We start from the raw sequence: 13,098 nt of genomic DNA, 5'->3' as shown, positions 1-13,098 counted from the left end.
GATCTCAATTGGCGACGAAGTGGATGATGCGAACCGCTGTCCCCGCGCTGGCCGGATTCGAGGAACTCGCGACTCGGAGCTGGAGCGTGTGTGACGCAGGCTGCAGATCGGCGGAGAACATCACCGTGCGCGGATAGTGCAGCGCACTGCTGAAGTTGTGGAACAGGTCGATCGTCGCCCAGGGGCCGCCGTCGATCGAATACTCAAGCATCCCGGCATCGGGGCCGGCGAGCAAATAGGCACCAATCGCCCGCCCGTCGAACGAGAGCGACAACTCGGAGCCTGGAGTGACCGACTGCAGCAGCGGAAGCTCCCTGAATCGCTCCCGCCAATGTTTCGGGTTGCTGCTCCAATTGGGCTTTTCGATCGTCCAGCCCTCTCCGAGGCGGGCGGACCGGGAATCGAGAAACCGTCCGGCGATGTAGCTAGCCGGGTCGAGCGGATTGGGCGGAAGGGGATGCGCGATGGGGGACGCATCGGCGGGAAGCGAATCCTGCCATTCGCGGGAGAGGAGTTTGTCGATCAGTTCGACGCAGAGTTCATTTCCCGGGCGAGCGGGGTGAACACCGCCGAATCGCTCCCAGGTCATCTCGCCCGTCTGGATGCGATCGGCCAGCTCGGACGCGAGATGAATCGTCGGCACCGCATAGTGCCGCGCCACTTCCTCGTGGCTGCCGATGGAAAGGGGAACCTTCCCTTCCTCGATCGTTTTCAACATCGCGGGATTGACGAAATAAGTGATGACGATGTCGGCTTTCGGGTTGTGTTCTCGAACGTGGCGAACGATCCCTTCCATGCCGCGAATGCACTCGTGCCGCGCATGCCCCGCGTCCTGGTCGTCGTTGACGGCGAACTCGACGAAGAGCAGATCGACAGGCACCTGGTCGAGGACATCCGTTTTCAACCGGAAGGCGCCGGTGGTCGAGCAGGTCGACGAGATGCCCGCATTGGTGAACTGGAACTCCGTCTCCGGGAATCGCTTCTGCAGCAGTTCGCACAGGAGCGGGCGATAGCCGTTCATCTCGGTGATGGAACCTCCGAGAAACGCGACGTGACCTTTCTTCCGGCGCTCGAACCGGATTCGCGAATTGGCGAGGGTACCGCGGGGAGCGACGTTTGCGGATTCGCCCGTGGTGTGGCTGAGCACGAACGAAACAATCGGGCCGGGGTTCGGGAGACTGTGAGGGTGGTGGCCGACGCCCGGCTTGGCGATGACGGTGATCGGACCGTTCAGTGCGCGATACCGCTGTTCGATGATGCGGGTGTTTTCCTCGATCGGGACGACGTCGTCGGCGTCGCCGCAGACGTGGAGAAGCGGAACCTTGAGGCGGGCCAGTGGCTCCAGGTTGTCGACCGGATTCAGCCGGTATTTGAGTGCCTGCTGTTCGGTGAGGCCGTACGCGTTCAGGCATCGCTGCCAGTCGGTCGGCGAACCTTTTCCACGGCCTTTGCCGCCGGGCCAGCTTTTGAAGTCGCAGACGGGGGCATCGTTGTAGATGCAGGCCACGCGATCGGGATGGCGGCCCGCCCAGTTGAGGGCGAACAGGCCGCCGCGGCTGAAGCCTTCGAGAACGGTTTTGGGATTCAGCCCGCGGCTGGTAGTGAGATGCTCGTAGAACCGATCCATGTGATCGAGAGCCACCGGCGCACCATACATGTTCTGAACATCGATGTAGGCGACGTGGAAGCCCTTCCTCAGCAGGGCGAGGTCGGCCTGCGGCTGGTGTCCGAAGAACTCGGTTCTCCAGATCCAGGGCTTTCCGTCGGCTGGTTCGGCTGGCGCCACCAGCAGGGCGTTGCGGCCATCAACCTTGAAATCGCGCCGTTCAAACCCTTCCCACGTCGAGACACGGTCGGAATCGGCCGCGCGGAGCGGGACAATCGGCGAGGACCACGACAGCAGGCAGGCCAGGAGCGTGACAACGACTCGACTCGCAGTTCTCATCGCGACGACTTTCGCTCAGGCGCCCGGGAATCGGGCGATGTGGTGGAGAGTCTTGGATTGGCTGCTCGTCAGGGAGCCGCCGGAGCGGCGTTGGCCCGGTTGCGGCGTGGATTCCGGGGAGCGGCCTCCGGCGGAGACGTCAGGCCGTCTTTGGGCTGATTCCACAGACGCCATGGATCATCCAGTCGTCGCATTTCGGACAGGAGCAGCGCTTCCATCTCGGCGAGCTTCTCGGCATAGCGCGGGTCGTCCGCGAGATTCCGCTGGCTCGTCGACGGAGAGCGGCCTGTCATGGCAACCACCTCGGCTGCGTGGTGCTGCGACAGATACTCGTCGGGGTTCTCCCGGAGGTTGAAGAGCTGTGTTTCGCGGACGGTTCCCTCGAGGACGTCGTACTTGATCAGCTTCCAGTCACCCTGCCTGACACAGCGCATCCCGGGCTTTGTGCCGCCGTTGTAGACGCCGTACAGCAAGTCGCGCGTCGCGGGCTTCTGGCCGAGGAGCACTGGCTTGAAGCTGATTCCCTCGTTCGTTTCCGGGCGCGGGACATCGGCAATGTCGCAGAGCGTGCTGAGCAGGTCGAGGAGATAGATGTTGCCCTCCACTCGCGAGCCGGGGCGGATTCCCGGGCCGCGAACGATGAAGGGGACGCGCCAGGTGTGCTGATAGAGGTTTTGCTTCCCCTGCAGGCCGTGGCGTCCGATGGCGATGCCGTGGTCGGACGTGTAGATCACGTAGGTGTTCTCGAGTTGGCCCATCGCCTCCAGGCGCTTCAGCACATGGCCGATCTGGATGTCGATGTTCTCGCTGCAGGCGAACTGGCGTCCAACTTCATTCCGCATCGTCCGTTCGTCCCGTCGTTCCCACACGCCGCTGACGGTCGTCTCGTCCCGGAGGCCGGGATGGCCATGCGGGAAGGGATGCGCCGGCAGGTAGCCGATGGGAAGTGCCGGCTGCTTTTCATTGGCCGGAGGAAGTGAATTGCTGTCGGCGTGATTGACCGCCCCATATTTGGCCAGCAGCTCGGGTGTGCCCATCCGCGTGTCGTGTGGATGCGAGAATCCGAAATGAATCAGGAAGGGGCGGTCGTCCTTGGACGATGCGCGCTCGTCGAGGTAGTCGAGGACCTGCCGGGCGTGCCAGGCGCTGCCGGTCTCCGCATCGCCGCCGCGTTTTGACGCGTCGCGGCGCACTTCAAACATCTTGTTCGCCGCCTCATAGCTGTTGCCCGTCTTGCAGGTCCGCATCGTGGCGTAGCCGGCCCGCCGGAAGACTGCCGGGATCGTCTGCTGCTCGAGATTCGGCGGACACTTTCCCTCCGCGAGGGCGTTCGGCGAATTGGGAAGGTGCCACACCGTGCGGCCGCACATGATCATGTGGCGCGACGGCGTGCAGACTCCGCCGATGAACGCCCCCATGTGGTAAGCGCCATCGAACGTCATCCCCTCGGCCGCCAGGCGATCGATGTTCGGGGTGTCGAGAATGGAGTGAGGATTATAGAGCCGGAGGTCGAATGGAGATTGGTCGTCGACAAGGATGAACAGGAAGTTCGGCCGGGAATCCGCGGCCCGGGAATCGCCCGCCAGGCAGAGGACGACTGCGAAGGCGATCGTAGCCGCCCTGGCCAGAGCACTTGACCGTTTCGAGTCCCGCATGAGCGCTGTTCCTCAAGTCGTGGCCTGCGATTCCTGAGATTGACTGCCTTCAGGCAATCACGTCGTGCAGCACGTGGCCGTGAACGTCGGTGAGTCGGAAGTCTCTTCCTGCGTACCGGTAGGTCAGGCGCTCGTGATCGAATCCGAGGAGGTGAAGCATCGTGGCATGGAGGTCGTGTACGCTGACAGGCTTCTCGACGGCCTTGAATCCGAACTCGTCGGTCGCCCCGTAAGTGACCCCGCCCCGGATTCCGCCGCCAGCCATCCAGACGCTGAACCCATAGTGGTTGTGGTCACGTCCCAGGATCGACTGGCCGCCGCCGTTGAGCTCGACCGTCGGGGTGCGCCCGAACTCCCCTCCCCAGAGAATCAGCGTCTCGTCAAACAGTCCGCGCTGCTTGAGGTCGGCAATCAACGCCGCGATCGGCTGGTCGATTTCGGCCGCGAGTGAGCGGTGACTCTTCTCCAGGTTACTGTGGTTGTCCCAGGGCTGTCCGGCCCCATGCCAGAGCTGAACATAACGGACACCGCGTTCGATGAGCCGGCGGGCGATGAGGGTCTGACGCCCGTGGACTCCGCCGCCGTAGGCGTCCTGGATGTGCTGAGGTTCCTGGCGCAGGTCGAAGGCTTCGGCCGCTTCATGTTGCATGCGGAAGGCGAGTTCGAACGACTGGATTCTCGCTTCCAGCCGGGAGTCGTTGCGCGCCTGGAGGTGTTCTGAATTGAGCGTCCTTAGCAGCTCGAGCTGCCGCCGCTGCGTCGCCGGCGTCGCGTGCGGGCTGCGGATGTTCTCGATCAGCCGGTCGAGTTCGCGATGCTTCGGATCGACGAAGGTTCCCTGGTAAGCGCCCGGGAGGAAACCGGCCTGCCAGTTCTCGGCGTCCTTGATGGGATAGCCGTTCGGACACATGGCGAGGAAGCCGGGGAGGTTCTGGTTCTCGACGCCCAGGCCGTACAGCACCCACGCGCCGACGCTCGGCCGTGGCTGCACCGAGTCCCCACAGTTCATCAGCATGAGCGACGGTTCGTGGTTGGGAACCTGGGCATACATCGAGCGGATGACGGCGATGTCGTCGATGTGGGCGGCCGTCTTCTCGAAGAGTTCGCTGACTTCAATTCCGCTTTCGCCATAGCGGCGGAACTTGAAGGGCGAGCCAAAGGCCGCGCCGGTCTTCCTCTCCGTGGCAAGGTTGACCGGAACGACTTCCCCGGAGCGTTTCGTCAGTTCGGGCTTGGGGTCGAACGTGTCGACGTGCGACGGGCCACCGTTCAGGAAGAAGTGAATCACCCGCTTTGCGCGGCCGGCAAAATGCGGTTGCCGGGCTGCAATTCCACCACTCTCCGCCTGCGCGGCCAGAAGTCGTCCGTCATCGGCCAGCAGGCCTGGAAGGGCCAGAGCGCCGAGTCCCAGCCCGCTCCGTGCAAGCAGTGAGCGGCGGTCCAGAGAAAATTGCGGAAGTGAGTGCATTCCCGGCCTCAAAGCGGTGGCTCAGTCGACAAACATCAGTTCATTCGACAGCAAGAGCACCTGGACAAGCTGGCTTCGTGGATCGAGGGGCGACGTCTTGCGGACGCTGAACTGCGCCTGGGCGTCCCAGATGCGCGCCTGGCTGTTCTCCTGCGCGAGTTCGGTGATCACCGGCGCCCACTGGTACTGGTCGCTGTTCAGGTTCGCGTGGAAGTCGACCACGAAATCGAGCGTGTCACCCGGCTCGACTTTGATCGAGTCCACGTTCAGCTCGGTCATGGTGTTGTGCACAACCTGCGTCTTCAGAGAGCCGTGGCGGCTGGAGATGATGGCGCATCGAATCCCGTCGCCGGCGGCGACGTCGTGGCGCACCAGCGACTTCACCGCGATCGTCATCGCGGCCGGCGAAGCCCAGCGGCGGATGGCGGCATGCTTGAGGTCGTTGCCGGCATGCCCGCCGGACGCGGTGATCTGCACCCAGCCGAATTTGCGATCGGGCCAGTTCGGTCCACCCTGCCACGCCTCACCGGTGAAGTGCGGCAAGGGCGAGAACGCTGCGACCTGTCCGTTTTTCGGATCGACTTCCCCGTATCCGTAACGCCAGTCCTCTGCGCCGGCGGGGGGCTGGGGCTCGGGTTCGTTCTCGGCGGCCCTGAGATAGGACACGCATTGCGAGAGCTGATCCGGAGAAGGCTCACGCTGGTAGAGATCCTGAAACACCAGGCGGACGAACGGCTCTGGGTCGTCCGGTCGCTGCTTCGCAAGATCACGGGCGCACTCGGCGACGAGCGGGTGGTTCAATCCGAAGAGCGCCTGCTGCGGAACCGTCGTTTCGCTGCGTTGGGGCGAGTGCAGGTCCGGATTCGCGACGTCGAACATCCGCAGCACATCCGGAACAAACTGCCGGTCGATAGAGCCATACAGGGTGCGACGGCGGTGCGGCGGATTGGCGGCCAGCAGATCTGTCGAGCGCCCTCCCAGACGCGCCTCGAGTCGGCCCGAGGTGGCCAGCCAGGTGTCTCGCAGCTCTTCAAAAGAAAGACGATGCGGATGCATTCGCCACAGCAGCCGATTCTGGGGATCGACCTGCTGAGCACGACTGGCGAGTTCGCCCGATGACGCCGCGGACTGCTGTTGATATGTGCTCGACAGAACGATGAGCCGGTGAAGGCGCTTCGTGCTCCAGCCTTCTTTGATGAAGCGATCGGCAAGCCAGTCGAGAAGCTCCGGATGGGAGGGCGCCTCGGCCCGAAGCCCGAAGTCGCTTGGCGTTCGAACAAGCCCGGCACCGAAATGATGGCCCCACATACGGTTCACCCAGACGCGGGCCGTCAGGGGATTTGCGGGATCGACAATCGACCTCGCCAGTTCGAGCCGGCCGCTGCCATTCTTGAAGGGCGATCGTGACGGTCCGGAAAGGACTTTGAGGAAGCGGCGGGGAACGATGTCTCCCTTGAGTGAAGGATTCCCGCGTCGAAAAATTCGCTGTTCGGTCAGCGAGGGCTTGTCGACGAGCGCCGTGGTGAACGGTGGAGCCGTCGGCGACTGGATGATCCAGCGATCGACATCCCCCTGCACCTTCCACAGGAGGTTGCAGTTGGCGCTGTCCATCATCCGCTCGATCGTCGAGATATGCTCGCTTGGAAGCGCACAGGGTGAATCCGCCCCATAAAGCAGCCGGACAAGTGGAGACGACTCCGCTTCAGCGAGTCGAGCCCAGAGCGTGTCGCCGGATGCCCCTCCCGCCGGGAGCGACGTCCAGCGTTTGTCGAACTCGTTCAGGAAGCGGCCATAGCGTTCGGCGACCTCGCGCATGCTCGCGGGTGGCGTCGCAAACAGATTCCGGATTTCCGGCAGCAGGGGTTCGCCTTCCGGCCCCTGCATCATGGAGACAACATCCGGGGCCCTCGCTGCAAATTCGGCCGCGGGCAGCGCCGCGAAACGTGTCCACGCCCCGAACACCGGATCCTGCGCCCGTGCCGGCTGGGAAAGGTACGTCTCCCAGCGACGCACGATCAGGGGAACGAGATCCCCCTTCTCGATGATGATGTCGAAGTTCTCATCGTGGTACTTCTCCATCTCCGTCTGCGCGACGAGATAGTCCGTGATGCGGCGGCGGACGCGGTCGGACACCTCACCCTGCACGAGGGCGAAGGTCTCGCGCTGGACTCGCTGCCGGCGATCCAGTTCATGGGAGAATGCGGGGTCGTCGACCGCTGCCGGCCCAACCTGCACGACCCGCTCCGTACAGTTCTGGAAGACTCCATAAAGCGAGTAGTAGTCGGCAGTGGGAATCGGATCGTATTTGTGATCGTGACAGCGGGCGCAGCCGACCGTCAGACCCAGCAGCCCACGGGTCACGACGTCGATGCGGTCGTCGACAATGTCGGGCGTGACGCCCAGGAATCGCCGGCCGAGTGTGAGGTAGCCCAGGGCCGCGAGATCGGCAGACTCATCGGGGACGATCGCGTCGGCCGCCACCTGAAGCTGAACGAACTGGTCGTAGGGGAGGTCGTCGTTCAGCGACTTCACGACCCAGTCGCGGTAGGTCGGGGCGTGGACGAAGACTTTCTCCTCGCGAGCGTACACATAGCCCTTGGTGTCGGAGTATCTCGCCACATCGAGCCAGCGCCGTCCCCAATGCTCACCATAGTGGGGCGAGGCGAGGAGCCGCGTCACGACCTTCTCGTACGCGGCGGGATCGGAGTCCTCTTCAAACTCGCGGACTTCTTCCGGGGTGGGCGGAAGGCCGATCAGGTCGTAGGTGACGCGGCGAATCAGGGCTCGCCTCGAGGCCGGGGCGGACGGAGCCAGATTGGCCTTCTCGAGGCCTGCCAGGATGAACCGATCAATCGGACTCTGGACCCATCCGGGTGAATGGACCGCCGGAAGAGCGACGTCCTTCACGGGTTGAAAGGCCCAGTGGGACCTGCTGACGTCTTCCGCGGTCGCGACACTGGGTGCCTCCGGCCACGGGGCGCCGATCCGGACCCACTTCTCGATGGCCGCGATCTCTTCGTCCTTCAGTTTGTCATTGGGCGGCATCTGGACGTCGCCATGACGCACCGCCTCGACCAGCAGGCTCGCCTCCGGTTTTCCCGGAACGATTGCGGGGCCGGTATCGCCCCCGTCCAGCATCGCCTTTCTGGAGTCGAGCCGGAGTTCTGCGAATTGCTTCACCGGGCCGTGGCACTTATAGCAGTGCTCGGCGAGCACGGGCCGGACGCGGTTCTCGAAAAACTCGATTCCACGGTCTCCGGGGGGAACGGTTTGCGATCGTGCCTCCGCGCCGAAGAACAGTCCGCCCAGCGCCGCGAGAGTGCGGACCAGTGTCGACGTGATGACGTCGCGAGTCAGGTTGACTGATCGTCGTCCGCTGGAACTCATGCGCCGGATCACTCGCTGTGGGATATCCTGGGGCGACATTTGCAGGCCCGGGGAGGGCCCGACTTGGGCGTGAACGGTGATGGTAACGCACGATGCGACCACATGCTTCACTCAGGGCAGCGAAAGCTCGCAGCAGCGCGCTCCTGCACCGCGTCCCGAACAGTGATCGTCTCGGAGCATGTCTCGATCGACGCCACTCTTCACCCCTCAGGGCGTGCCCAGGCGGTCGAGAATGTTGCGTGTGATCCGCTCCGTCACTTCATCACCACCGCGAAGACCGTGAGCCCAGTCGGTCGAGCCGCAGGTGAAAACGGTCCCGCCGCGCGTGTAGACGCCGAGAACGGCGTTGCCGACACGGCCCCGTTCCCACTTCTCGTACCATTCGCAATCGTCCGGATGCCACTTGGCCGGGCAAGTCGCCAGGACCTGGAAGGTCTCGGGCGTTCCATCGCGATGAGTCGGCACGGGGAGGCCGTCCTTCCAGTCGAGCTCGCAGCCGTCGCATTCGTAACCGACGATGGAGTGTTTCGCGCCGAACTCGTCATCGCGGCGGAGATTGGTTCCGGCGAACAGCCAGTGATCAGGCTGATGGACGCGAAATGCCCCTTTGCCGTCCATGAACTGGCCGTGGCTCTTGTGATAGCCGCCCCAGAGAAAGCCCACGCCGGTCAGCTGGTTCTCGGGCCGGCCGATCAGATAATGGCTCCACAGCGTGGAGAGCAGCTTTTTGTCGGGCTCGGGATAGAGCGGGTCGGAGTTGGGGGATTGCTTCCAGCTCGTGAGGGCCGTTCCGTCGTCTTCACTGCGAACCTGCCAGCAGCAGGTGTTGCCGCTGAAGAAGGCGACGTTTCCTCCCTTGCCGATGAACGCTTCGAGGTGGTCGCGCATCAGAGACGACCAGTACTCATCATGCCCGACGCTCAACACCAGCTTGTACGCCGCGAGCAGTTCGGGATGGAACTCGAGGTCGCCGTTGGCGCAAAAATCGATCGCATATCCGTTCTTCTCGGCCCAGGCGACGAACGGGCGTTCCCAGTTCTCAAACTGACTGGCCGGCGGACGGAGGAACGAGACGCGATGTCCCTGAAGATTCGCGCGACCGTGGTAGGCGTAGAGGCTGCTGCCTCCCCAGTTGTTGTAGGCGTTGTAGGTGTTGGTGCTGAGCTGCAGCAGGATGCGAGACTTCGTTCCGGGCTGCGCTGGCCGGACGATCAGGAAGGCCTGCGACTCGGCGGTCCTTCGGCCACGGGCGACCCACTTGCCGCCGCCGTCGCTCGCCGAGAATCGGATGGCGTAATAGCCGCTCGTCCAGTCCTCCGGGATCTTGAATCGGAACGCCGCAGGCCATCGGCAGCCATGCGAGGACGCGTTCTCGGGAACGGGCGAGAGGACACCCGGAATATCAGCCTTCGCGAGGACCTCTTTGACCTCTGCGCCGACGCGGGAGACGGTGAGCGCGAAGCGGGGCGCGGAGGTCGAGACGTGCAGGGCAACCTCTTCGCCCGGCGCGTAGGAGATCTTGTCCGCATAGCCTTCCACGAAGAGCGAAGGCGGCAGGTCGTCCGCGCTGGCCGCAGTCGAAGTCAGGCCCAGACCCATCCAGATCACGGGAAGCCACTGCAGCGCACGGAACGTCATCCCAAACTCCTGTGAGTCGAATCCACTGGTGCAGAATCGAAGATAGTCGATGCGGGCCGCGTTCAGCGACGCCGCGAACACCCTCACCTGCCGGTGACTCTCGCGGGGACGGCGGTTGAAGTCCGTGGCCGGACAAACGACTTGCCCCGGCAACGTTGACAGGCGTTGCGCGCGAGACATGATGACTTGTGACCGAACGTCCCGTATGAGGTTGCTGTGAGTTCGCGTTCCCGTCGAGCCCTGTGCGTCCTGTTCTTCGCCTGCGGGCCTCTCATGGTTCCCGGCGCGCCCGCTTCGGCAGCGGACAAGGTCGACTTCGTGCGTGATATCCAGCCTCTCCTCAAGGAACGCTGCATCGCATGCCACGGAGAGGAGAAGCAGAAGTCGGGCTTGAGGCTCGACATCAAGGCCGCTGCCCTGAAGGGCGGAGAATCTTACGGCGCGGTCATCGTCGCCGGGCGGTCGGCCGACAGTGCGTTGATCCAGCTTGTCACCGAAACCGGGGACGACCTGAGAATGCCGCCCGAAGGGCCGCGCCTGACGGCTGAGCAGATCTCGCTGCTCACACGCTGGGTTGACGAAGGGGCCGTCTGGCCTGAGGGAGTCGATTCGGCGGTCGCGGAGAACCGGCTCGATCACTGGTCGTTCCAGCCGCTTCGCACCTTCCCTGACGGACTGGGCGTCGATCACTTCATTCGCGCGGACCTCACGAAGTCGGGCCTGACCGCGTCGGTCGAAGCCGATCGTCGCACACTGATTCGCCGGGCGTCACTGGTCCTCACGGGACTGGCTCCGAACCCCGAAGAAGTCGACGCCTTCGTGGCCGATGCTGATCCCCGCGGATTTGAGAAGCTCGTCGACCGTTTGCTGGCATCGCCGCAATACGGAGAACGCTGGGCAAGGCATTGGCTCGACGTCATCGCATTCGGCGAGACGCACGGCTTCGAAGTCAACACCCCCCGGGAAAACGCCTGGCCCTACCGCGACTATGTCATCCAGGCGTTCAATGCGGACACTCCCTATCCGCAGTTCATCAGGGAACAACTCGCGGGAGATGCGACGGGCGTCGACGCCGCCACCGGGTTTCTCGTCGCCGCGGCCGCACTTCTGCCGGGCCAGACCGGTAAGGACGAAGAGTCGATTCAGAAGGCGCGTCAGGACGAACTGAATGATATGGTCGCGAATGCCGGTGGGGCATTCCTCGGCCTCACGCTGCACTGCGCCCGTTGCCACGACCACAAGTTCGACCCTGTCGCGCAGACCGACTACTACGGCCTGCAGGCGATCTTCGCCGGCGTGCGTCATGGCGAGCGACCACTCGCGCAGGCCAACGACTCGAAGTTGCAGGAACGGCTCAAGCTGCAGGAACGGCTCGCGCTGGCTTCCCACGAACGGGCCCTTCTTGAGCCACCGGCCCAGCTGGGGGAAGGCGCGCCGCTCCGGCCGGAAGTCTCGCCGCGCCGGAACATCGAGCGTTTTCCACCGGTCGAAACCAGGAAGATCCGTTTCACGATCCAGAAAACTGTCGATGACAATCGACACGAGCCCTGCATTGATGAACTGGAGATCTACGCGACCGATGCGAGAAATGTTGCCCTCGCCAGTGATGGCGCAAAGCCAGAGGCATCCGGCAGCTATGACAATCCCAAGCATCGACTGGCTCACATCAACGACGGGCGCTACGGAAACAGCCGCAGCTGGATCTCGTCGACCCCCGGCGGCGGATGGATCGCGATCGAGTTCGCCCGGCCCGAATCGGTGGAAGCGGTCGTGTGGGGCCGCGACCGGGAAGAGAAGTACCGCGACCGGTTGGCCACCGAGTACCTCATCGAAGCCCAGATGCCCGACGGCGGCTGGAAGGTGATTGCAGCGTCGAGCGATCGTCAGTCGCCTGGAGCGGGAGAAGGAACGCCGCAGGCGGAGCTTTCCGAAGTCGACCGGAGGCAGGCAGGCAAGCTCGACAATGAACTTCAAGGGATCGAGCAGCGTCTGGCGGCGCTGTGGGGCGACAGCGTGGTCTACGCCGGGCGGTTTGAGCCCGCGCCACAGATGTTTCGACTGCATCGCGGTGAGGCGATGCAGAAGCGGGAGGCCGTCTCCCCCTCGGCCGTGCAGGCGTTGCGTCCAGAGTTCCGGTTGCCGGACGAGACGCCCGAGCAGGCTCGGCGCATCGCGTTCGCCGGCTGGCTGGCCGATCCGCAGAATCCACTCGTCGCCCGGGTGATGGTCAACCGGCTGTGGCAGCATCATTTCGGCGAAGGACTCGTCTCGACTCCGAACGACTTTGGCCGCAACGGGGCGAAACCCAGTCACCCGGAGCTGCTCGACTGGCTGGCCGGTGAGTTCATCCGCTCGGGATGGAGCATCAAGCACATGCAGAAGGTCATCGTCATGAGCGCCTGCTGGAAGCAGGCGAGCGCTCCCCGGCCTGACTGCCTGGCCGTCGATGCCCAGTCGCGTCTCGTGTGGAGATTTCCGCCCCGTCGGCTGGAGGCGGAAGTCGTCCGGGACAACATGCTCGCCTCCGCCGGAACGCTAGACGATCGGATGGGCGGGCCCGGCTTCAGCGTGTTCGCCCCCAATTCGAACTACGTGCGGCTGTACAACCCGAAGCCGGAATTCGGCCCGGCGGAATGGCGTCGTGCGATCTATATGACGAAGGTCCGCGTGGCGCAGGACGCGACCTTCGGAGCGTTCGACTGCCCTGACGCGGGACAGCCGCAACCCAAGCGCCCGCGATCGACCACACCGCTTCAGGCCCTCAACCTGTTCAACAGCGGCTTCGTGATCCAGCAGGCGGAGCTGCTGGCCGGGCGGATCGAGCAGCAGGCCGGGCCGACGCGGCCCGACCAGGTGCGGCAGGCGTTCCAGTTCGTTCTGCAGCGAGTCCCCGATGCGGAGGAATCGCAACTCTGCGAGTCGCTCGTCGAGGAGCACGGTCTTCCCGCTCTCTGCCGGGCGCTCCTGAACTCGAATGAGTTCCTGTTCCTTCCCTGAGCCTGGCC

At 64.0% G+C, this 13,098-nt stretch carries 6 protein-coding genes; 1 reads left to right on the top strand and 5 read right to left on the bottom strand.

Annotated elements, in window-relative coordinates:
• Positions 1–4: 4 nt before the first annotated feature.
• From Pan44_RS08575 to Pan44_RS08555, 5 genes are all read right to left on the bottom strand, one after another.
• Positions 5–1,945, bottom strand: coding sequence for an SGNH/GDSL hydrolase family protein (locus Pan44_RS08575; protein WP_145029179.1), 1,941 nt, complete (start codon positions 1,943–1,945; stop codon positions 5–7).
• Between the two features lie 68 nt (positions 1,946–2,013).
• Positions 2,014–3,600 (bottom strand): sulfatase-like hydrolase/transferase, encoded by a 1,587-nt coding sequence (locus Pan44_RS08570; protein ID WP_145029177.1) that lies wholly within the window; start codon positions 3,598–3,600, stop codon positions 2,014–2,016.
• Between the two features lie 49 nt (positions 3,601–3,649).
• Positions 3,650–5,068 carry a DUF1501 domain-containing protein gene (locus Pan44_RS08565; protein WP_145029175.1) on the bottom strand — a complete coding sequence of 473 codons (1,419 nt, stop codon included), beginning with the start codon at positions 5,066–5,068 and terminating at the stop codon, positions 3,650–3,652.
• A 21-nt stretch (positions 5,069–5,089) separates the two neighbouring features.
• Complete coding sequence (locus Pan44_RS08560) at positions 5,090–8,455, bottom strand: PSD1 and planctomycete cytochrome C domain-containing protein (RefSeq protein WP_145029173.1); 3,366 nt, start codon at positions 8,453–8,455, stop codon at positions 5,090–5,092.
• Between the two features lie 207 nt (positions 8,456–8,662).
• Positions 8,663–10,273, bottom strand: a complete 1,611-nt coding sequence (locus Pan44_RS08555; protein ID WP_231754256.1) for a N,N-dimethylformamidase beta subunit family domain-containing protein — start codon at positions 10,271–10,273, stop codon at positions 8,663–8,665.
• A 36-nt stretch (positions 10,274–10,309) separates the two neighbouring features.
• On the opposite strand from Pan44_RS08555, the gene Pan44_RS08550 reads away from it, so the two are divergent.
• A complete protein-coding gene (locus tag Pan44_RS08550; protein WP_231754255.1) occupies positions 10,310–13,090 on the top strand; it encodes a PSD1 and planctomycete cytochrome C domain-containing protein in 2,781 nt (926 codons plus the stop codon).
• Positions 13,091–13,098: the final 8 nt, after the last annotated feature.

It is taken from the genome of Caulifigura coniformis, from assembly GCF_007745175.1.
Classification (GTDB): domain Bacteria; phylum Planctomycetota; class Planctomycetia; order Planctomycetales; family Planctomycetaceae; genus Caulifigura; species Caulifigura coniformis.
This window is presented reverse-complemented; position numbering and strand designations above follow the sequence as displayed.